Source organism: Streptomyces sp. PKA51, assembly GCF_057552455.1.
Map to the genome: position 1 here is coordinate 44,259 of NZ_BAAJPZ010000026.1, position 19,672 is coordinate 63,930.

At 73.5% G+C, this 19,672-nt stretch carries 21 protein-coding genes; 14 read left to right on the forward strand and 7 right to left on the reverse strand.

Annotated elements, in window-relative coordinates; all coding sequences use genetic code 11:
* Positions 1-18 precede the first annotated feature (18 nt).
* On the forward strand, positions 19-2,340 hold the full coding sequence (gene glgB, locus AC27L3_RS26825; protein WP_487236644.1) for a 1,4-alpha-glucan branching enzyme: 2,322 nt from the start codon (positions 19-21) through the stop codon (positions 2,338-2,340).
* A gap of 109 nt (positions 2,341-2,449) precedes the next feature.
* Here glgB and AC27L3_RS26830 read toward each other — a convergent pair whose 3' ends face one another.
* Positions 2,450-3,064: a TetR/AcrR family transcriptional regulator gene (locus AC27L3_RS26830; protein ID WP_487236645.1), complete on the reverse strand. Its 615-nt coding sequence runs from the start codon at positions 3,062-3,064 to the stop codon at positions 2,450-2,452.
* An 83-nt stretch (positions 3,065-3,147) separates the two neighbouring features.
* Between AC27L3_RS26830 and AC27L3_RS26835 the strand changes: the two genes are divergently transcribed.
* Positions 3,148-4,833 (forward strand): MFS transporter, encoded by a 1,686-nt coding sequence (locus tag AC27L3_RS26835; protein ID WP_487236646.1) that lies wholly within the window; start codon positions 3,148-3,150, stop codon positions 4,831-4,833.
* A gap of 496 nt (positions 4,834-5,329) precedes the next feature.
* On the opposite strand, the gene AC27L3_RS26840 is transcribed toward AC27L3_RS26835, so the two are convergent.
* Entirely contained in the window at positions 5,330-6,655 is a 1,326-nt protein-coding gene (locus AC27L3_RS26840; protein WP_487236647.1) for a cation:dicarboxylate symporter family transporter, read from the reverse strand.
* A gap of 121 nt (positions 6,656-6,776) precedes the next feature.
* On the opposite strand from AC27L3_RS26840, the gene AC27L3_RS26845 reads away from it, so the two are divergent.
* The 7 genes from AC27L3_RS26845 (at position 6,777) to AC27L3_RS26875 (ending at position 14,023) form a co-directional block, all read left to right on the forward strand.
* Positions 6,777-8,441 carry a sensor histidine kinase gene (locus tag AC27L3_RS26845; RefSeq protein WP_487236648.1) on the forward strand — a complete coding sequence of 555 codons (1,665 nt, stop codon included), beginning with the start codon at positions 6,777-6,779 and terminating at the stop codon, positions 8,439-8,441.
* Complete coding sequence (locus tag AC27L3_RS26850; protein WP_487236649.1) at positions 8,438-9,118, forward strand: response regulator; 681 nt, start codon at positions 8,438-8,440, stop codon at positions 9,116-9,118. The genes AC27L3_RS26845 and AC27L3_RS26850 overlap by 4 nt, the downstream gene beginning before the upstream one ends.
* Before the next feature lie 83 nt (positions 9,119-9,201).
* Positions 9,202-10,560 (forward strand): extracellular solute-binding protein, encoded by a 1,359-nt coding sequence (locus AC27L3_RS26855; RefSeq protein WP_487236650.1) that lies wholly within the window; start codon positions 9,202-9,204, stop codon positions 10,558-10,560.
* Positions 10,557-11,402, forward strand: coding sequence for a carbohydrate ABC transporter permease (locus AC27L3_RS26860; protein ID WP_487236651.1), 846 nt, complete (start codon positions 10,557-10,559; stop codon positions 11,400-11,402). Before AC27L3_RS26855 ends, AC27L3_RS26860 begins: the two co-directional genes overlap by 4 nt.
* Complete coding sequence (locus AC27L3_RS26865) at positions 11,399-12,115, forward strand: histidine phosphatase family protein (protein ID WP_487236652.1); 717 nt, start codon at positions 11,399-11,401, stop codon at positions 12,113-12,115. The genes AC27L3_RS26860 and AC27L3_RS26865 overlap by 4 nt, the downstream gene beginning before the upstream one ends.
* Before the next feature lie 190 nt (positions 12,116-12,305).
* Positions 12,306-13,520, forward strand: coding sequence for a threonine--tRNA ligase (gene thrS, locus AC27L3_RS26870; RefSeq protein ID WP_487236653.1), 1,215 nt, complete (start codon positions 12,306-12,308; stop codon positions 13,518-13,520).
* 71 nt (positions 13,521-13,591) lie between these two features.
* The gene (locus AC27L3_RS26875; protein WP_487236654.1) at positions 13,592-14,023 is read left to right on the forward strand and encodes a ricin-type beta-trefoil lectin domain protein; all 432 of its coding nucleotides are present in this window, start codon (positions 13,592-13,594) and stop codon (positions 14,021-14,023) included.
* Between the two features lie 515 nt (positions 14,024-14,538).
* Here the strand turns inward: AC27L3_RS26875 and AC27L3_RS26880 are convergent.
* The 4 genes from AC27L3_RS26880 to AC27L3_RS26895 all read right to left on the reverse strand — a co-directional run bounded on the left by AC27L3_RS26880 (position 14,539) and on the right by AC27L3_RS26895 (position 16,563).
* Positions 14,539-15,081: an HXXEE domain-containing protein gene (locus AC27L3_RS26880; RefSeq protein ID WP_487236655.1), complete on the reverse strand. Its 543-nt coding sequence runs from the start codon at positions 15,079-15,081 to the stop codon at positions 14,539-14,541.
* A 37-nt stretch (positions 15,082-15,118) separates the two neighbouring features.
* Positions 15,119-15,544, reverse strand: a complete 426-nt coding sequence (locus AC27L3_RS26885; protein ID WP_487236669.1) for a GNAT family N-acetyltransferase — start codon at positions 15,542-15,544, stop codon at positions 15,119-15,121.
* Between the two features lie 116 nt (positions 15,545-15,660).
* Positions 15,661-15,978, reverse strand: coding sequence for a hypothetical protein (locus AC27L3_RS26890; RefSeq protein ID WP_365969772.1), 318 nt, complete (start codon positions 15,976-15,978; stop codon positions 15,661-15,663).
* An 87-nt stretch (positions 15,979-16,065) separates the two neighbouring features.
* Positions 16,066-16,563, reverse strand: coding sequence for a hypothetical protein (locus tag AC27L3_RS26895; RefSeq protein WP_487236656.1), 498 nt, complete (start codon positions 16,561-16,563; stop codon positions 16,066-16,068).
* Between the two features lie 202 nt (positions 16,564-16,765).
* Here AC27L3_RS26895 and AC27L3_RS26900 point away from each other — a divergent pair, with 202 nt between their 5' ends.
* From AC27L3_RS26900 to AC27L3_RS26910, 3 genes are read left to right on the forward strand one after another with little or no spacing between them, the layout of a single operon-like run.
* Entirely contained in the window at positions 16,766-17,038 is a 273-nt protein-coding gene (locus AC27L3_RS26900; protein WP_487236657.1) for a MerR family transcriptional regulator, read from the forward strand.
* Positions 17,019-17,591 (forward strand): hypothetical protein, encoded by a 573-nt coding sequence (locus AC27L3_RS26905; protein WP_487236658.1) that lies wholly within the window; start codon positions 17,019-17,021, stop codon positions 17,589-17,591. Before AC27L3_RS26900 ends, AC27L3_RS26905 begins: the two co-directional genes overlap by 20 nt.
* On the forward strand, positions 17,588-17,794 hold the full coding sequence (locus AC27L3_RS26910; protein WP_487236659.1) for a hypothetical protein: 207 nt from the start codon (positions 17,588-17,590) through the stop codon (positions 17,792-17,794). Before AC27L3_RS26905 ends, AC27L3_RS26910 begins: the two co-directional genes overlap by 4 nt.
* A gap of 9 nt (positions 17,795-17,803) precedes the next feature.
* On the opposite strand, the gene AC27L3_RS26915 is transcribed toward AC27L3_RS26910, so the two are convergent.
* Positions 17,804-18,592 carry a VOC family protein gene (locus tag AC27L3_RS26915; RefSeq protein ID WP_487236660.1) on the reverse strand — a complete coding sequence of 263 codons (789 nt, stop codon included), beginning with the start codon at positions 18,590-18,592 and terminating at the stop codon, positions 17,804-17,806.
* Positions 18,593-18,789: 197 nt separating this feature from the next.
* Between AC27L3_RS26915 and AC27L3_RS26920 the strand changes: the two genes are divergently transcribed.
* A complete protein-coding gene (locus AC27L3_RS26920; protein ID WP_487236661.1) occupies positions 18,790-19,212 on the forward strand; it encodes a CBS domain-containing protein in 423 nt (140 codons plus the stop codon).
* A 1-nt stretch (position 19,213) separates the two neighbouring features.
* Positions 19,214-19,633, forward strand: coding sequence for a CBS domain-containing protein (locus AC27L3_RS26925; RefSeq protein WP_487236662.1), 420 nt, complete (start codon positions 19,214-19,216; stop codon positions 19,631-19,633).
* Positions 19,634-19,672: the final 39 nt, after the last annotated feature.

A 19,672-nucleotide genomic window follows, 5' to 3' on the forward strand; every position in this document is an offset into this window, starting at 1 on the left:
ACACCGGAGGGACCGCCCGTGACCGCACGACCGTCGTCCAGCACCCCGCCGCCCGGCCGGCGCGACGGGGTACCCGCGACCTTTCTGCCCGCCCCGCAACGCCGGGCCGCCCGGCCCCGGCGGGTGCCGTCCGGCGAGGCCACCGTGCGCCGCCCCGATCCGCTGGACGACGGTACGCGCGAGAAGCTGCTGCAGGGCGCCCACCACGACCCGCACGGCGTGCTGGGCGCCCACCCGGTGCCCGGCGGCGTGCTCTTCCGCGCCCTGCGGCCCTTCGCCCGCTCGGTCTCGGTGGTCGCCAAGGGACTGCGGGCCGAGCTGTTCGACGAGGGGAACGGCCTGTTCGCGGCCGTGCTGCCGCTGATCGCCGTCCCGCAGGACTACCGGCTGCACGTCGTGTACGACGACAACGAGCTGGAGGTGCACGACCCCTACCGCTTCCTGCCCGCCGTCGGCGAGCTGGACCTGCACCTCATCGCGGAGGGGCGGCACGAGCAGCTGTGGCGGGCGCTGGGCGCCGAGCCGATGCGGCACCAGGGCGTGCCCGGCACCCGCTTCACCGTATGGGCGCCCAACGCCCGCGGCGTGCGCGTGGCCGGCGACTTCAACTACTGGGACGGCACCGGCCACCCGATGCGCTCGCTCGGCGGGACGGGCGTGTGGGAGCTGTTCCTGCCCGGCGTCGGCGAGGGGGCGCTGTACAAGTTCGACATCACCCGGCCCGACGGCACGCACACCCTGCGCGCCGACCCGCTGGCCCGCCGCACCGAGGCGCCGCCGGCCACCGCCTCCATCGTGCACGCCTCCCACCACGTGTGGAGCGACGCCGCCTGGATGGAACGGCGGGGCCGGCGGCCGGTGCACCGGGCGCCCTTCTCGGTGTACGAGGTGCACCTGCCGTCCTGGCGGCCCGGGCTGACCTACCGGCAGCTGGCCGAGCAGCTCCCCGCGTACGTCAAGGACCTCGGCTTCACCCACGTGGAGCTGATGCCGGTCGCCGAACACCCCTACGGCGGCTCGTGGGGCTACCAGGTCACCGGCTTCTACGCGCCCACCGCCCGGCTGGGCACGCCCGACGACTTCAAGCACCTCGTGGACGCCCTGCACCGGGCCGGCATCGGGGTGCTCATGGACTGGGTGCCGGCGCACTTCCCGCGCGACGACTGGGCACTGGCCGAGTTCGACGGCCGCCCCCTGTACGAGCACCAGGACCCGCTGCGGGCCGCCCACCCCGACTGGGGCACGCTCGAGTTCGACTACGGGCGCAAGGAGGTGCGCAACTTCCTCGTCGCCAACGCCGTCTACTGGTGCGAGGAGTTCCACATCGACGGCCTGCGCGTCGACGCCGTCGCCTCCATGCTCTACCTCGACTACTCGCGCGAAGCCGGCCAGTGGACGCCCAACGAGCACGGCGGCCGCGAGAACCTCGACGCCGTGGCCTTCCTGCAGGAGATGAACGCCACCGTCTACCGCCGCTGCCCCGGCATCGTCACCGTCGCCGAGGAATCCACCGCCTGGGACGGCGTCACCCGCGCCACCCACCACACCGGCCCCGGCGGCTTCGGCGGCCTCGGCTTCGGCCTGAAGTGGAACATGGGCTGGATGCACGACTCGCTGGAGTACATGACCAAGGAGCCGGTGCACCGCAAGTACCACCACGGCGACATGACCTTCGCCATGGTCTACGCCTACAGCGAGAACTACGTTCTGCCCATCTCCCACGACGAGGTCGTGCACGGCAAACGCTCCCTCGTGTCGAAGATGCCCGGCGACTGGTGGCAGCAGCGCGCCAACCACCGCGCCTACCTCGGCTTCATGTGGGCCCACCCCGGCAAACAGCTGCTCTTCATGGGCCAGGAATTCGCCCAGGGCGCCGAATGGTCCGAGGCCCACGGCCCCGACTGGTGGCTCCTCGACCCCTCCTACTCCGCCGAACCCGACCACCGCGGCGTACGCGACCTCGTCCGCGACCTCAACGCGGGCTACCGCGCCATGCCGGCCCTGTGGGAACAGGACACCGTGCCCGACGGCTTCCAATGGGTGGCGGGCGACGCGGCCGAGGACAACGTCCTGGCGTTCCTGCGCTTCGCGACGGACGGCGCCCCGCTGCTGGCCGTGTGCAACTTCTCCCCGGTCGTCCGGCACGCGTACCGGGTGGGGGTGCCGGTGGAGTACGGGGTGTGGGAGGAGTGCCTCAACACGGATGCGGCGCGGTACGGAGGCAGTGGCGTGACGAACCCGGACCCGCTCAAGGCGGACCGTGCCCCGTCCCACGGCCGCCCGGCAAGCATCGCGCTGACGCTCCCACCCCTGGCAACGGTATGGCTGCGGCCGGCGTAGCCGCCTGCGGCGGGGTGGTCCCCGGCCACCCGTTGGTGGGCAATCGTGCCGCAGGGCGGCACGGGTGGGCACCAACCCGCCCACCGGGCAGTACCACCCCGCGGCAGCGCTACGGCGCGAGCCGTGCCACCAAGGCGGCGGCGTCGGGCGCCGCAACGCCCGCCGCCGTCAGCGCCGTGACGGCGGCGCTGCGCCCGGCCTCGGCCGGGGCGAGCACGCCGTCGTTCACGGCCTGCATCAGCCCGAAGAGCACCTGCTCGCGCACGTACGCGAGCGCCACCGCCGGCAGCGGTGAGGTGAAGAGGCCCTCGTCCAGCCCCCGCTGCAGCATCGCCGCGCATTCGCGCCGCACGGGTTCCAGCCGCCGGTGGATGCCTTCGACGGTGACGCTGCGCTGGGCCAGGGAGATCAGCAGGCGGTAGCCGTCGGCGATCTCCCATGCCGCGAGCATGGAGCGGGCGAGCGCTTCGGCCGGGTCGGCGGCGGCGCGCAGCGCGTCGGCCTGGGCCACCGCGACGGCCTCCGCCGCGTCGTCGACGAGCGCGCCGATGAGCGCCTCGCGGCTGGGGAAGTGCCCGTAGACGGTGCGCCGCACGACGCCGGCCGCGCGTGCGATCTGGTCCATGCTCGCGTCCGCGTCGCGCAGGAGCTCGGCGAGTGCGACGTCCATGATGCGTCGGCGATTGGCGTCCGCCCTGCCGGGCCTGGTCTTCATGCCCCTCATTTTGCACACTGCCGTGCAGTCCCGTAATTTGCACACCAGTGTGTAATTGCACAGCCGTGTGCAAGTTCCGAAAGGGGTGGCCGATGGGCCTCGGGTTGTCGACTCCGGTCGACGAGATGGACGGTCCGTACAAGCGGCGCTGGGCGGCGCTCGGTGTCCTGTGCATCAGCCTGCTGATCATCGTCATGGCGAACACGTCGCTGACGGTGGCGGCCCCGGACATGGTCCAGGACCTGGGTCTGGGCAGTTCCGACCTGCAGTGGGTCATCGACGGCTACACCGTGCCGTACGCGGCCCTGATGCTGATCCTCGGCGCGGTGGGCGACAAGTACAGCCGCCGGGGCGCGCTCGTCCTGGGTCTGCTGGTCTTCGGCGCGGCCTCCGTGGCCGGTTCGCTGGTGGACAGCGGCAACGGCGTCATCGCGGCGCGCGCCGCGATGGGCATCGGCGCGGCGATGATCATGCCGGCCACGCTGTCGCTGCTGGCGGCGACGTTCCCGCGCGCGGAGCGGGCGAAGGCGATCACCATCTGGACGGCGACCGCGGGCCTGGCGATCGCGGTGGGTCCGCTGGTGGCCGGTGCGCTGCTGGAGGACCACGGCTGGGCCTCGACGTTCCTGATCAACGTGCCGATCGCCGCCCTCGGCATCATCGGTGCGCTGCTGCTGGTGCCGCCGTCCCGGGCGGCCGGCGAGAAGAAGATCGACTACGTCGGTGGTCTGCTGTCCGTGCTGTGGGTGGGCTCGCTCATCTACATGATCATCGAGGGTCCGCACTTCGGCTGGGGCGCCAAGGCGATCACCGCCGCGGTCGTGGCCGGCGTGGGCTTCGTCTGCTTCGTGCTGTGGGAGCTGCGTCACCCGAGCCCCGTGCTGGACGTGCGCCGCTTCACCCAGCGGGCCTTCGCCGGGTCGACGTCGGCCGTGGCGCTGTTCTTCCTCGCCGTCTTCGGTGCCTTCTACTACCTGACGCAGCACCTGCAGTTCGTCCTCGGCTACTCGCCGCTGGACACCGGTGTGCGCATGCTGCCGCTGGCGGGCGCGGTGTTCGTCGGCGGTGCGCTGACGGCACTGCTGACGCCGAAGGTGGGCATGAAGGTCACGGTCGCCTGCGGCATGACCGTCGGTACGGTCGCCATCGCCCTGCTGGCCCGGGTCGACGAGCACTCGACGTACAACGACTTCGTGCTGCCGCTGATCATCCTGGGCCTGGCCATCGGCCTGTCCCTGTCGCCCTGCACCAACGCCATCATGGGCTCCTTCCCGGAGGACCAGCTGGGCGTGGGCGGCGCGGTCAACAGCACGTCCATCGAGATGGGCGGTTCGCTGGGCATCGCGATCCTGGGCACCGTGCTGGCCAAGACCTACTCCTCCAACCTCGGTGACGCCGCCGCGAAGGCCGCGGCCGCGGGAGGCCCGAAGCTGCCGGAGAAGGCGCTGTCGGCCGCACAGGACTCGGTGGGCGCGGGCCTGTACGTCGCCAAGGAGGTCGGCAAGCAGGTCGCGACGCAGGCCGCGCCGAAGCTCGGCCCCGAGAAGGCCGCGGCGCTGGGCGCCCAGCAGGCGCACACCGTCGTCGAGGCCGTGCACAAGGCGTTCGCGGACGCGGTGGCGCACACCAGCGTCGTCGGCGCGGTGATCCTGGGCGTCGGCACGGTCGTGGTGGCGCTCCTGCTGCCGGGCCGCAAGGCCGCGGCGGCGGCCGCCGCCACCGCCACCGGCGAGGCGGCGGCGTCCGAGCGCGAGCCGGAGCCGGCCGCCCGCTCCTGACCCGCACGCACCTCCGAACCCGGCGCGCCCCCTGACAAAGCCCCGACCGTCAGGGGGCGCGTCGCATGCCCGGCGCCTGGCCGGCGTGGGCCGTGTCCGACGGCAGCGCCCCGCAAGGAGCGCGGGGCCGTGCCGATGCGGCTGCCGCCGCGTGGGCGCGACACGGCGCCCCGTCTGCGGGCACGCAGTGGCTTGTCGCGCAGTTCCTCGCGCCCCTGCGGGGCACTGCACCAGCCCACGGCGCCCCGTAGGGGCGCGGGGAACTGCGCGATCGGCCACCGACGGCCCGCAGTCGAACGCGCTGCCCCGAGGCCCGGCCGAAGCACGGCACCTCGCCTGCGGGCACGTCGTGGCTTGTCACGCAGTTCCCCGCGCCCCTGCGGCGCACTCGCACAACGGAAAACCCCCACGGCGGGGGCCCGGCGGTGCCTTACCGGGTCCCGAAGGGCCGCCGTGGGGGCGTCGGCCCTCGCCGTGGGGGTGGTCTCGGTGCGCCTCAGTGCGCGTCCGCCCCCAGCGTCGTCTCGTCGAACGGGAGGCGGCCGGACAGCACGTCCTCCACCCGCTTCGCGTCGATCTCCTTCACCCACGTGCCCACGAGCACCGTGGCCACCGCGTTGCCGGCGAAGTTCGTCAGGGCGCGGGCCTCGCTCATGAAGCGGTCGATGCCGACGATGAGGCCGACGCCGTCGACCAGCTCCGGGCGGTGGGACTGCAGGCCGCCGGCGAGGGTGGCGAGGCCGGCGCCGGTGACGCCTGCCGCGCCCTTGGAGGCGACGATCATGAAGAGCAGGAGCGAGACCTGCTGGCCGATCGACAGCGGCTGTCCCATCGCCTCGGCGATGAAGAGCGAGGACATGGTCAGGTAGATGGCGGTGCCGTCGAGGTTGAAGGAGTAGCCCGTGGGCACGGTGATGCCGACGACCGGCTTGCTGACTCCGAGGTGTTCCATCTTGGCGATGAGCCGGGGCAGGGCGGATTCGGACGAGGACGTCGAGAGGATCAGCAGGAATTCCCGGCCCAGGTACTTCAGCAGCGCGAAGATGTTCACGCCGGCCACCACCCGCAGCAGGGTGCCGAGGACGACCACGACGAACAGCAGGCAGGTCGTGTAGAAGCCGATCATGATCACGGCGAGGGACTTGAGTGCATCGACGCCCGTGGCGCCGACCACTGCGGCCATCGCGCCGAACGCACCGACCGGCGCCACCCACATGATCATCGCCAGCACCTTGAACACCAGCCGCTGCAGGTGCCCGATGCCGCGCAGCACGGGTTGCCCGCTCTCGCCCAGGGCCTGCAGGGCGAAGCCGACGAGCAGGGCGACGAGCAGGGTCTGCAGCACCTGGCCGCCGGTCAGGGCGGAGACGAGCGTGGTGGGGATGACGCCGAGCAGGAAGTCGGTGGTCGAGGCGTGGGCGCCCTTGGCCTGGGCCTCGCCGGCGTGGCGGAGGCTGTCGGTCAGGTGGAGCCCGCTGCCGGGTTCGAGGATGTTGCCGACGAGCAGTCCGATCGCCAGGGCGACGGTGGACATCAGGACGAAGTAGCCGAGGGCCAGTCCACCCACGGCACCAACCTTGGCCGCCCGGCGTACGGAACCGATCCCGAGCACGATCGTGCAGAAGATGACCGGCGAGATCATCATCTTGATCAGGTTCACGAAGCCGGTGCCGAGCGGCTTGAGCTCGACCGCGACACCGGGCGCCAGCAGGCCGACGGCGATGCCGGCGAGCACGGCGGCGATCACGGCGAGGTACAGGTAGTGCGTGCGGTCCGGCCGGCGGGTGCCGGCCGCTGTCGCCGGGGGTGACTGCGTTGTCACTTCGGTCTCCGTCCGGTCCGGATGCGGTGGGGGGTCGCGGAGACTATGCACGGCCGTTGTGACGGCGGTCACCGTTGCGTGCATTACGTTCACAAACAGGCCACCCGGCACACTGTCGGCCATGACCCCCCGCATACGCCTCCCCCGCAGCCTGGCCGGCCGGCTCTTCGCCGTGCAGATCGTGCTGGTCACCGCCGTGGTGGCCGGCTGTGCGGGGCTCGCGTACCTCTCGGACCGCGCCGAGGCGAAGGAGACGGCCCGGCGCCAGGTGACGGCGACGGCCACCGCCGTCGCCGCGTCCCCGGCCGTGGGGGCCGCGGCCCTGGCGCCGGATCCCTCCGGCGCCCTGCAGGCGTACGCCGAGCGGGTCCGGCGCGACACCGGCGTGGACTTCGTGACGATCATGTCGCCGGGCGGTGTCCGCTGGACGCACCCGGACCCGGCCCGCATCGGCGAGCGCTTCCTCGGCCACACCGCGCCCGCGCTGGAGGGCCGCACGTTCTCCGAGACGTACACCGGCACGCTCGGCCCCTCGGTACGGGCCGTGGCGCCGGTGCGGGAGGCGGGCAGCGGGCGGGTGGTCGCGCTCGTCAGCGCCGGCATCACGGTGGACGCCATCAGCGCGCAGGTGCGCCGCCAGGTGGTCGTGCTGCTCGCAGTGGCGCTGGCGGTGCTGACGGTGGGCGGCGTGGGCACGTACCTGCTGGGCGCGCGGATGCGCCGGCACACCCACGGGATGAACGCCGCCGAGCTGGGCCGGATGCACGACTACCACGAGGCCGCGCTGCACGCGGTGCGCGAGGGGCTGTTGCTGCTGGACGGGCAGCGCCGGCTGGCGCTCGCCAACGACGCCGGACGGGAGCTGCTCGACCTGCCGGCCGACGCGGTCGGGCGCCACGTGACCGCGCTCGGGCTGCCGGACGGCCTCACCGAGGCCCTGCTGGCCCCCGGCCCGGGCATGGACGAGGTGCATCTGACCGCCGAACGGATCGTGGTCGTCAACACCTCGCCGGTCTCCAGCGGCCAGCAACGCGGCACGGTCGTCACCCTCCGGGACCACACCGAACTCCTGGCGCTCTCCGGCGAGCTGGACTCGGTACGCGGCTTCGCCGAGGCCCTGCGCTCGCAGGCGCACGAGGCCGCCAACCGGCTGCACGCGGTGGTCTCGCTGATCGAACTCGGGCGCGCCGCGGAGGCGGTGGAGTTCGCCACCGCCGAGCTCGAACTCGCCCAGGCCCTCACCGACCGGGTCGTGGCGGCCGTCGCCGAGCCCGTCCTGGCCGCGCTGCTCCTCGGCAAGGCCGCCTGGGCCAACGAGCACGGCGTCGCACTGGAGCTGACCGACGACACCCGCGTCGACGACGGCCTGCTCCCGCCCGGCCTGCCCGCCCGCGACCTGGTCACCGTCCTCGGCAACCTCGTCGACAACGCCGTCGAGGCCGCCACCGGCAGCGGCGCCCACCGGGCCGGGCGCGTCACCGTGACGGTGCGCACGGACGCCGGCGCCGGCGAACTGCTGCTGCGCGTCGGCGACAACGGCCCCGGCATCGCCCCCGAGGCGGTGGCGGAGGTCTTCCGCCGCGGCTGGTCGACGAAGGAGCCGCCGCCCGGGGCGGCACCGGGGCCGTACGGGCGCGGGCTCGGCCTGGCGCTGGTGCGGCAGGCCGCCCGGCGCCACGGCGGGACGGTCGCCGTCGGCAGCTCCCCGTGGGGCGGTGCGGAGTTCACCGTCCGCCTGCCGCTGCGGTCCGCGGCGGGCGTCGTGCGCGAGGAGGTGGGGGCGTGAGCACGATCCGGGTCCTCGTCGTCGAGGACGATCCGGTGGCCGCCGCCGCGCACGCGCTGTACGTGGGGCGGGTGAGCGGCTTCACGGTCGCGGGCACGGCCTATACGCTGGCGGACGCCGCGCAGTTCCTCAAGCGCTCGGCGGTCGACCTGCTGCTGCTCGACCTCTTCCTGCCCGACGGGCACGGCCTGCACCTGCTGCGCTCACTGCGCGCCGCCGGCCACGGCGCGGACGTGATCGCGGTGACCTCCGCCCGCGACCTGGCGGTCGTGCGCGAGGGCGTCTCGCTGGGCGTCGTGCAGTACGTGCTCAAGCCCTTCACCTTCGCGACGCTGCGCGACCGCCTCGTGCGCTACGCGGAGTTCCGGGCGGCGGCCGGCGAGGCCAGCAGCCAGGACGAGGTCGACCGGGCGCTGGCCGCGCTGCGCGCGCCGCAGCCGGCGGCCCTGCCCAAGGGGCTGGCCGGGGACACCCTGCAGTCGGTCATCGCCACGCTGCGCGACGCCGGCGAGGAGGGCGTGACCGCGACGGGCGCGGCCGCCGCCCTGGGCATCTCCCGTATCACCGCCCGCCGTTACCTCGAACACCTCGTGAGCACCGGCTGTGCCGTGCGCGCCCCGCAGTACGGCCAGATAGGCCGCCCCGAGCTGCGCTACCGCCGGCTGCCCGGGCGCTGAGCGCGTGCCGTGCGGCCGCAAGGGGAACGTACGACTCGACGCCCCGTACGTCCCGGGGCCCCGTACGTGCAGGAGGTCGTGCCGTGCGTACCACCGCCCCCGTGCTCCTCGTCGCCCTCGGTGCCCTCGCCGCCGTCACGTCGTGCGGGAGCGGGGGCGCGGGGGGCGACCCGGACACCGTCAAGGTCGCCTACCAGCGCAGTACGGACAACAAGGTCCGGCACATGGACGACTTCCTCGCCACGGTCAAGCAGCAGTTCGAGAAGGAGCATCCGGGCAAGAAGCTGCGGCTGCTGCCGATCCAGGCGTCGGAGAACGACTACGCGGCCAAGATCCAGCAGATGATGCGCTCGCCGCGGACCGCCCCCGACGTGGTGCGCGAGGACACCTTCCGCATCGACTCCGACGCCACCAGCGGCTACTTGAGACCGCTGGACGACAAGCTCGCCGCCTGGCCGACCTGGGCCCGCTTCCTGCCGGCCGCCAAGGACTCCGCCCGCGCCCAGGACGGCAGGACCTACGGGGTGCCGGACGGCACCGACACCCGCGGCCTGTGGTTCGACAAGGCGCTCTTCGCGAAGGCCGGGCTGCCCGCCGACTGGGCCCCGCACACCTGGAAGGACGTCCTCGACGCCGCCCGCACCCTCAAGGCCAAGGTCCCCGGCGTCGTCCCGCTGAACGTCTACACCGGCAAGGCGGCCGGCGAGGCCGCCACCATGCAGGGCTTCGAGATGCTGCTCTACGGCACCGGCCCCGACCCGCTGTACGACCCGAAGGCGAAGAAGTGGGTCGCCGGCAGCAAGGGCTTCCGGGACTCCCTGGACTTCGTGCGCACCGTCTTCGCCGAGAAGCTCGGCCCCGCGCCCTCCGACGCCCTCGACCCCAACGTCTCCACCGTGGTCGCCGGCGACTGGCTGCCCCACGGGCGGCTCGCCATCGCCCTGGACGGCTCCTGGCTCGGCAAGACCTGGCAGCCGCAGGGCGCAGCCCCCTGGCCGCAGTGGCCGCAGGTCATGGGCCGGGCCGCCTTCCCCACCCGGGACGGCGCGGCCCCCGGCCGGGTGAGCATGTCCGGCGGCTGGTCCTGGGCGATCGGCGCCAGGTCGGCCAGGGCGGACCTCGCCTGGCAGGTGATCGAGACCCTGCAGACCACCGCCAACGCCACCGCCTGGACGGTCCGGGACGCCCAGATCGCCGTACGCGACGACGTGGCGGCCTCCCCCGCGTACCGCACCGCCCTGCCCGGCACGGACTTCTTCACCGACCTCGTGCGCGACACCCACCACCGGCCGGCGCTGCCCGTCTACCCGCAGGTCTCGGCCGCGATCCAGGAGGCCATGGAGGCCGTCACCACCGGCGACGCGGACGCGGCGACCGCCGCACGGCGCTACGACGCACGCCTGAAGGAGATCGTCGGTGCGGCGGGCGTGATCACGCGATGAGGCGCTGGCTGCCCCTGGCCCCGGCGACCGCACTGCTGCTGCTCTTCCTCGCCGGCCCCGTCGGCTACTGCGTCTACCTCGCCTTCACCGACACCCAGCTCACCGGCCAGGCCAGCGCCTCCTTCACGGGTCTGGCCAACTTCCGGCGCGCCTTCGGCGATGCGGACTTCCGCAACGCGGTGCTGCTCACCCTCGTCTTCACCCTGCTGTCGTCGGTCGTCGGCCAGAACTCCCTCGGCTTCGCCCTCGCCGCCCTGATGCGCCGCGCCTCGAAGCCCGTACGGACGGCCACCGGCACCGTCGTCGTCGCGGCGTGGGTGGTGCCGGAGATCGTCGCCGGCTTCCTGCTGTACACGTTCTTCGCCCGCCAAGGCACGCTCAACGCGATCCTGGACCGGCTCCATCTGCCCGAGCAGAACTGGCTGTTCACCCTGCCGATCCTCGTGGTCTCCTTCGCCAACGTCTGGCGCGGCACGGCCTTCTCCATGCTCGTCTACTCCGCCGCGCTCGCGGAGATCCCCACGGAGGTCACCGAGGCGGCCGAGGTCGACGGCGCCCGCGGCCTGCGCCGCTTCTGGCACATCACCCTGCCGATGCTGCGCCGCTCCATCGGCACCAACCTCATGCTCAACACCCTGCAGACCCTCTCGGTCTTCGGCCTGATCTGGGCCATGACCCGCGGCGGCCCGGGCAACCGCAGCCAGACCCTGCCGGTCTTCATGTACGACCAGGCGTTCCTGAAGTCGCTGATCGGCTACGGCACGGCGGTGGCCCTCCTGCTCCTCCTGGTCGGCGCCCTGTTCTCGGCCGTCTACGTACGCCTGCTGCGGGAGGACGTGTGAAGGACACCCCCCTGGTCCCGCGCTGCCGGCTCGGCGAACTCACCGTGATCCGCCACGGCCAGAGCACCGCCAACGCCGCCTTCGCGGCCGCCGGCGAGGACGGCCGGGCGCCGCGCGCGCTGCGCGAGACAGGCGACGCCGCGGTGCCCCTGTCGCCGCTCGGCGTGCTGCAGGCCGAGCGCTGCGGCGCCCTGCTCGCGAGCCGGCTGCCGGGACCGGACCTCGTCCTGTGCTCCCCCTACCGGCGGGCCCGGGAGACCTGGCAGATCATGGCCGCGGAGGCGGCACGCCTGGGCCGCGGCCTGCCGCCGGTCCTGGTCGACGAGCGCGTCCGCGACCGCGAGACGGGCGTCCTGGAGCTGATGACCCCGGCGGACGTGCGGGCCGAGGCGCCCGAGGAGGCGCGGCGGCGCGCCCGCACCGACGCGTGGTGCTACCGCCCGCCCGGCGGCGAGTCCCTCGCCGACGTGGCGCTGCGCGTACGGGACCTGCTCGCCGAGCTGGGCGCCGCCGTCCCCGGCGCCCACGTGCTCGTCGTGGGCCACGACGGCATCGCGGTGACGGCGCGTCACATCCTGGCCGGGATCGGCTCGCCGACCGATCTGCAACGGGTGGGCAACGCCTCGGTGTCCTCATGGGAGGGCGACGGCCGGCGGCTGCGACTGGTGGCCTACGGCGCGACGGACCACCTGGAGGGACTGCCCGTTGCGTAGATCACAGCTGCGCTTGTGGTGATCGGCTGTTAGTGTCACGGCCATGAAGCGCGCCGCCATGTTCATGGCCTCCACGACGACGCCGGAGAGTGTCCCGGCGCGCTGACAGCTGTTCTTGTCGAAAGCCCCGGGGCGAGTGCCCCGGGGCTTCGCCGTGTGGTCACTCGCTCCCCCACCCGAGGAGACCACGATGCACGACCACCGCAAGCTCGGCCGCGAACTCGACCTGTTCGACACCGACCCGCTCATGGGCGCAGGTCTGCCGTACTGGCTGCCCGACGGTGCCGCCGTACGGCACGCGCTCGAAAGCTACGTCCGCGAGAGCGAACGCCGCGCCGGCTACCGGCACGTCCACTCCCCCGTCCTCGGCAAACGGGAGCTGTACGAGATCTCCGGACACTGGGAGCACTACAGCGAGGACATGTTCCCGCCCATGGACCTCGGCGGGGAACAGGTCGTCCTGCGCCCCAGCCTGTGCCCGCACCACGCGCTGATCTACCGCTCCCGCGCCCGCAGCTACCGCGAACTGCCCCTGCGCCTCGCCGAGCTGGGCGGCATGTACCGCGCCGAGCTGTCCGGCGTGCTCGGCGGCCTCACCCGCGTACGGTCCATCCAGCTCAACGACGCGCACATCTTCTGCTCCCTGGAGCAGGTCGCAGAGGAGGCGCGGGGCGCGCTCGCCCTCATCCGCCGCGCCTACGAGGCGATGGGCATCGAGGCGGCCCGCTACCGCCTGTCACTGCCCGGGGCGGGCGGCAAGTACGTCACCGACCCGGCCATGTGGCAGCGGGCCGGCGCGCTGCTCGTCGAGGTGCTCGAGGCCGAGGGCATCGCGTACGAGGCGCAGGAGGGCGAGGCCGCGTTCTACGGGCCCAAGATCGACGTGCAGATCGCCGACGGCGCGGGCCGCGAGGCCACCCTGTCGACCGTCCAGGTCGACTTCCACCAGCCCGCGCGCTTCGACCTGAGCTACATCGGCCCCGACGGCGCGAAGCACCGGCCGGTCATGGTGCACCGCGCCGTCATCGGCAGCGTGGAGCGGGCGGTCGCCCACCTCATCGAGGTGCACGGCGGCGCGTTCCCCGCCTGGCTGGCCCCCGTCCAGGTGGCGGTGCTGCCGGTCTCGGACGCCGAACTGCCGCAGGCCGAGGCCCTGGTGCGGCGCTGCGTGGAGGCGGGCCTGCGGGCCGAGGTGGCCGCACCCGTCCAGGGCACCCTCGGCGCCCGGATCCGCGCGGCCCGGCTCGTGCCCTACCAGGCCGTGATCGGCCCCGCCGAGGCCGCCGGCGACCAGGTGTCCGTACGCCTGCGCGACGGCCGGCGCCCGGCCGCGCTGCCGGCGGCCGAACTGATCGCCCGCGTCGGCGCCGCGGTCGACGCACAGAGCGCCGAACTGTGGCCGTGACGGGGGACGGCCACTGATCCGAACGGGTGAGGAGGGGTGTGCGGGGCGGAGGGGACGGAAAGGTCGCCCGCATGCGTACGCGTACCTTCCTCGCCGCCACCGCCCTCGTCCTTGCTTTGGCCGGGACCACGGGTCCGGCCACCGCGCAGTCGCCCGCCCAGGACTGGGTGGTGAACAACCCCCGCGCCGTCGTCGTCCACCGCACCACGGGCATGTGCCTGACCGCCACGGGCGGCGCCGGCAGCCCGGTGACCACGGAAGGCTGCCGGAACGCGCCCGGCCAGCAGTTCGTCGCCGAGAGCGGCGAGATCTACCAGCGCGCCGCCGGCCTGTGCCTGGCCGCGGCCGCGGCCGGCGGCCCGGCGACCCTGCGCCGCTGCGACGGCTCGGCCGGACAGCGCTTCGCCGTCCAGGGCGCGACGATCCGCCAGGCGGACGGCGACCGCTGCCTGACAACCACCGCCCCGGGCCGCCCGGTGACCCTGACCCGCTGCGCCCCGTAAGGGGCGCGGGGCGGTGCCGATCTGCGACTGCCGCCGCGGGGGCGCGACCAACCACCGACGGCCTGCGGGCACGTCGTGGCTCGTCACGCAGTTCCCCGCGCCCCTGACAGGGCGCCGTGGTGCTCCGCGACGAGGGCGAGCGCCCGTAAGGGGCGCGGGGCAGTGCCGATGTGCGACTGCCGCCGCGTGGGCGCGATCGGCCACCGACGGCCCACAGCCGAGGCACTTGCCGACCTGCGGGCACGTCGTGGCTCGTCGCGCAGTTCCCCGCGCCCCTACGGGGCGCCGTGGTGCCCCGCGACGAGGGCGAGCGCCCCATAGGGGCGCGGGGAACTGCGCGATCAGCCACCGACGGCCCGCAGTCGACGCACCACCCCGAGGCCCCGGCACGTCGCGGCTTGTCGCGCCCACGCGACGAGGGCGAGCGCCCCATAGGGGCGCGGGGAACTGCGCGATCGGCCACCGACGGCCTGCAGTCGACGCACCGCCCCAGGGCGAAGGGCGGCACTGCGCCCCTACGGGGCGCTCCGGCGGGTGATGCGGCCGCCCAAGGCTTGCGCCGCGCCCGCCGCCGCGGGCAGCAGGGCGAGGCCCAGGGCCGGGGAGGCGGCCGGGACGCCGGCCCGGCGCAGGCGGGCCAGGGCCCAGACGCTGTAGGGCACGACGATCGTGGGGGACGTCGCCACTCCCGGCGTGTAGCCCCGGTAGGCGGCGGCCTGCCCCATGTGCACCAGCCCGTGCAGGCCGAAGCCGGTCAGGACCGTCCGGAAGAAGGCGCTGCGCCCCTGGGTGCGTGCCCCGTCCGCCGCGGCCGCCGCGATGAGCAGCGCCATCAGCCCGATCGCGACGTTCACTTGCGGCTGGGTGACCTCCACCCGGGACCACACGCGCCGGGGCACGCGGGGGAAGCGGGCCGCCAGGCGTGGGACGGCCTTCTTGGACCAGGGGGCCATGGTCAGGAGCTCCTCCAGGTCGTTGGCCGCCCAGGCGGCGAACAGCCCCCAGTAGACGGCGGCGGGTATGGCCTCGCGTGCTTCCCCGTCGGGTGTGCGGTCCATCGGCTGCTTCTCCTCGGTGTTCCCGGTGTCCTCGGCGTCAGGCGGGCACGGGCGGCGACGCGGGCGCCGGCCATACGTAGCGGATGTCCGGTTCGCGTTCCTCGTTGCGCCGCCCGTCGGTGCGTTCGGTCGCGACGAAGCCGTGCCGCTCGTAGAACCGCCGCGCGGGCCCGTTGCACTGGAAGGTCCACAGCGCCAGGCCCTGCGGCCGCTGCTGCTTGGCCAGTTCGACGAACCGGTCGCCCAGCCCCCGGCCGCGCCGGCGCGGATCCAGGTACAGCTGCTCCAGCTCGGATCCCTGCAGCACCAGCAGCCCGAGGATCTCGCCCGCGGCCTCCGCCACCCAGGCCCCGCCCTGCGGCACCACGACATGCCGGAACCACTGCCGTACGGCGGCGTCGTCGTGCACGCGTCGTACGTCCGGCAACGCCGCGGCGAAGGACCTCAGCCACACGTCGGCCATGAGGGCCGCATCGGAGTTCCGGGCGCGCCGGAGCACGACGTCGTCGATCACCACAGCGCGGACTGTCCCACGTACGGCACGACGACGCACCCGATTTACCGGGGGCGGGCCGGCTGCTAGCGCGGGTTGAAGACGACGCTGGCGAAGTGCGCGCCGCTCGGCGCGGACTGGCCCGGGGCGAGCCGTGTCGCGGATCCCTTGCACCGCTTGTCGCTGTAGACGACGACGGGCCCCTTGGTGGCGTTCTGTGCGCCGCGGGCCTCCTGGCCCATGTCGAAGCACTTGTTGTCGGGCGGGTTCTGGATGGAGTACGCCTTGTTCTTGGGCCCCACCCAGGCGAACGTCCCGCTCGCGGCGGTCGCCGTACCCGCGGTGGTGGTCGTGACGAGAGCGAGCCCGCCGAGTACGACGGCGAGCGAACGGCAAAGACGCATGTTCTGTCCTTCGTGAGCGACGAGGGCTACCGACACCCAAACCAACGGTCGAGCCGTTTCGAAGGAAACGGTCCGGAACCGGGGAGGTCAGGTGAACAGCAGGGTGGAGGGCCCGTCGACCACTTCGACGCCCTTGTCCGTGGCGCAGTCCGGCACGTTCAGCGCGAGCTGCGCGCCCGGTGAGGCCACCCGGCTGCCCTTGTACTTGCCCTCGACCACCGTGCCCTCGACCAGGGAAAGGACCTCGCCGGCCGCGGGCTGGACGACGTTGCGCCGGCCGTAGAACACCGTGCTGTGCTCACCGGTGTTCCAGGTGATCCGCTCGACGGCCTCGCTGGAGACCGACAGGCAGCCGGCCTCCCCGGCTCCCTCGATCACCGACTTGCCCCACTTCACGGCCGGGTCGCCGCCCGTACAGGTGTACGCCGCGGTGCCGCCGATCCGCGTGTGCCGCGGCCGCAGGGCCAGGCCCGGGGCGAAGCGGACCGTGGCACTGCCGACGCAGGTCACGAGGGGCCGGGAGGAGCCGCCCTCGTGCGCCGATGCCGGCAGGACGGCGGGTCCGGCCGCCAGGACCGATGCCACGGCCGCGCACCCCAGAGCCTTGCGCCAAGAACACGTCACGTTCCACCCCTTCACCACGGACCCGACGGGCGACGCACATCCTTCCCCTCCGGATCCCCCGGCTCCCGCCGCACGACGACACGGCCGGCACGAGCAGCAGCACGCCGCGCCACGGGCGCCCCCGACTTGAACCTCACGCCGCGTCAGGAGGCAAGGTGACGGCATGACCTCGACCGCTTCCCCGCCCTGGAAGGTCGGCCGGCTCGCCGAGGCGAGCGGGCTGACCGTCCGTACGCTGCACCACTGGGACACCATCGGACTGCTCAGCCCCTCCCTGCGCACGGCGGGCGGCCACCGGGAGTACACGGAGGGCGACCTGGTCCGCCTCTACCAGGTGCTGGCGCTGCGCAGCCTCGGGCTGGGGCTGGAGTCCATCGCTGGCGTGCCTCGACGCCGGGGTCGACCCCGTACGGCTCGTGCGCGACCACCTCGCTGAGGTCGAGGGGCGCATCGCCGCCCTGGAGACGCTGCGCGGGCGCCTTCGGCGGCTGGAGGCCGGGCTGTCCGACGAGGCCGGGCTGTCCGACGAGGACCGCGACGGCGGGAAGGGCGGCCTCCCGTCACCCGGCGACCTGCTGGAGGCCCTGCGGGCGGCGGGCGGCGCCGGTGGCGGCCCGGAGGCGGAGGCGGTGCTGCGCCGCCACCTGGACGCCGACGGCCGGGCGGTGCTGCGGGCGGGCGCCGCGGCCGCCGGACCCGCGGCGCACTACCTGTTGCACGTCGAGTGGCCTCAGCTCTACCGGCGCGCGCAGGAGTTGCGCACGGCGGGCGTCGCGCCGGCCGATCCGCGCGTGCGCAAGCTGGTGGCGCGCATGGACGAGCTGGGCGCGCTGTTCACGGGCGGCGACTGCCGTGTCTCCGCCGGGGTGCGCGCCGCCTGGCGGGACGACCCGGCGGCCGTCTCCGGCGATCCGCAGGCGCCCGCGGACGCCTGGCGCGACCTCGCCTCCTACCTGGACGCGTCCCGTCACGCGAGGGGGAGCTCATGACGAACTGCCTGGACATCACCGCCGCCCTCGCCCCGGCGCTGCCCCTGCTGGTGACCCTGCCGTTGTGCGCCGTGCTGGCCTCGATCGGCGTGGCCCCGTGGGCGGTCGTCTGGTCCGTGCCCGTGGCCGCCGCGGCGTACGCCGCCGTCGGCTACCTGCGTATCAGCCGCGACCTGCGGCGTCGCGGGCCCGGCGCCGGCTGAGCGGCGTGCTCACGCCGCCTGCACCGGCGGGTTCGGCTTGATGACGGCGAAGGGGGCGCCCTGGCCGTCGGCCAGCCAGGCCATGCGGCCGACGTCGGGGACGTCGGAGGCGGGCATCAGCACCGCACCGCCCGCGCCCTGCGTCACCTGCACGACCGTGTCGACGTCCTCCACGGCGAAGTACGGCAGCCAGCGCGGCTTCTCCGATTCCTCGCGCAGCGGCACCACGCCGCCGAAGGCGGCCTGCTGCTGGTCGCCCTCGGCGGTCGCCAGCACGGTGTAGGTCATGCCGGGGACCTTCAGGTCCTCGGAGCGCCAGCCGAAGATGCCGCGGTAGAAGGCCTTGGCGGCGGTGGGGTCGCCGGTGTGCAGTTCGGCCCAGCACAGGGCGCCGGCCTCCGACGCCTTCTCCAGGCCCCGGACGGCGGCCGGCTGCCACAGGGAGAAGTCGGCGCCGCCGGGGTCGGTCAGGCAGGCCATGCGGCCGGCGTCCATCACGTCGAAGGGCGCGACGCGCACGCGGCCGCCGCCCTGCTCGACGGCCTTCGTCGTGGCGTCGGCGTCGGGGGTCTGGAAGTAGACGGTCCAGGCCGTTTCGGCGCCTTCCTCCGTGAGGGGGCCGACGGCGGCGACGGTGCTGCCGTCCTTCTTGAAGAACGCATAGCCCCCGGCGTCCGGACCGGCGGACTGCGTGTCCCAGCCGAAGACCGTGCCGTAGAAGGCGGCGGCCGCGCCCGGGTCGGGGCTGCCGAGGTCGAGCCAGGTGGGAGCTCCGGTGACGAAGTCGGTGGTGAGCATGGTGGTGTGCTCCCTTCCACGGGTTCCGCCGGTTGTCCCCGCCCGTATCCGTATCAGTCTGGCACCGGGCAGCGTCCCGCGCCCGGCAAGGCCCTCACTCGAACGGAGTAGCTCTCCGATCGCAGGGCGCGCGAGCGAGGCGCACGATGAGAGGTGCCGGCAGAACAGTGATTCGCGTTCCCGATCAGGAGCAGATCATGACGACAGCCAAGGAAATCATGCACCCGGGCGCCCAGTGGATAAAGAAGACCGACACTGTGCTGCGCGCCTCCCAGCTGATGAAGGACCTCAACGTCGGCGCGCTCCCCGTGGCCGACGAGAACGAGCGGCTGTGCGGGATCATCACCGACCGCGACATCACCGTGAAGTGCGTGGCCGAGGGCCTCGACGCCTCCCGCTGCCAGGCGGCCGAGCTCTGCGAGGGCACCCCGCGCTGGATCGACGCCAACGCCGACGTGGAGGACGTCCTGCACGAGATGGAGAACCACCGCATCAAGCGGCTGCCGGTCATCGAGAACAAGAAGCTCGTCGGCATGATCAGCGAAGCCGACCTGGCCCAGCACCTCACGGACGACCAGATCGCCGAGTTCGCGGAAATGGTCTACGCCCGGGGAAGCTGACATGAAGGCCAAGGACATCATGCACAAGGGCGCCCAGTGGATCACGCGCGACGAGACGCTGTCCCGGGCGGCCCAGGTCATGGACCTGATCGGCGTGGGGGCCCTGCCCGTCAGCGACCCGAACGGCAAGCTGTGCGGGATCGTCACCGACCGCGACATCGTGGTCAAGTGCGTGGCGCGCGGCCGTGACCCGACGAAGGTCACGGCCGGCGACCTGTGCGAGGGCACCCCGCGCTGGATCGACGCCGACGCGGACGTCGACGCCGTGCTGCACGAGATGGAGACCCACCGCATCCGGCGCCTGCCGGTCATCGAGCACAAACAGCTGGTCGGCATGATCAGCGAGGCGGACGTGGCCCGGCACCTGTCCGAGGACCGCGTCGCCGAGTTCGCGAGCCACATCTACGCCGCCGCACCCTGACGATTGCCCTGCCGGTCGGCCCCCGGGGCGCCTAGCCTG

What these genes read in the sequence shown, in the direction of transcription:
- AC27L3_RS26910 (WP_487236659.1), top strand. Translation starts at nt 17,588, where the DNA reads ATGACGAACTGCCTGGACATCACCGCCGCCCTCGCCCCGGCGCTGCCC.
- AC27L3_RS26860 (WP_487236651.1), top strand. Translation starts at nt 10,557, where the DNA reads ATGAGGCGCTGGCTGCCCCTGGCCCCGGCGACCGCACTGCTGCTGCTC.
- AC27L3_RS26835 (WP_487236646.1), top strand. Translation starts at nt 3,148, where the DNA reads ATGGGCCTCGGGTTGTCGACTCCGGTCGACGAGATGGACGGTCCGTAC.
- AC27L3_RS26885 (WP_487236669.1), bottom strand. Translation starts at nt 15,544, where the DNA reads ATGGCCGACGTGTGGCTGAGGTCCTTCGCCGCGGCGTTGCCGGACGTA.
- AC27L3_RS26845 (WP_487236648.1), top strand. Translation starts at nt 6,777, where the DNA reads ATGACCCCCCGCATACGCCTCCCCCGCAGCCTGGCCGGCCGGCTCTTC.
- AC27L3_RS26880 (WP_487236655.1), bottom strand. Translation starts at nt 15,081, where the DNA reads ATGGACCGCACACCCGACGGGGAAGCACGCGAGGCCATACCCGCCGCC.
- AC27L3_RS26900 (WP_487236657.1), top strand. Translation starts at nt 16,766, where the DNA reads ATGACCTCGACCGCTTCCCCGCCCTGGAAGGTCGGCCGGCTCGCCGAG.
- AC27L3_RS26915 (WP_487236660.1), bottom strand. Translation starts at nt 18,592, where the DNA reads ATGCTCACCACCGACTTCGTCACCGGAGCTCCCACCTGGCTCGACCTC.
- AC27L3_RS26830 (WP_487236645.1), bottom strand. Translation starts at nt 3,064, where the DNA reads ATGAGGGGCATGAAGACCAGGCCCGGCAGGGCGGACGCCAATCGCCGA.
- AC27L3_RS26925 (WP_487236662.1), top strand. Translation starts at nt 19,214, where the DNA reads ATGAAGGCCAAGGACATCATGCACAAGGGCGCCCAGTGGATCACGCGC.
- AC27L3_RS26875 (WP_487236654.1), top strand. Translation starts at nt 13,592, where the DNA reads ATGCGTACGCGTACCTTCCTCGCCGCCACCGCCCTCGTCCTTGCTTTG.
- AC27L3_RS26920 (WP_487236661.1), top strand. Translation starts at nt 18,790, where the DNA reads ATGACGACAGCCAAGGAAATCATGCACCCGGGCGCCCAGTGGATAAAG.
- thrS (WP_487236653.1), top strand. Translation starts at nt 12,306, where the DNA reads ATGCACGACCACCGCAAGCTCGGCCGCGAACTCGACCTGTTCGACACC.
- AC27L3_RS26890 (WP_365969772.1), bottom strand. Translation starts at nt 15,978, where the DNA reads ATGCGTCTTTGCCGTTCGCTCGCCGTCGTACTCGGCGGGCTCGCTCTC.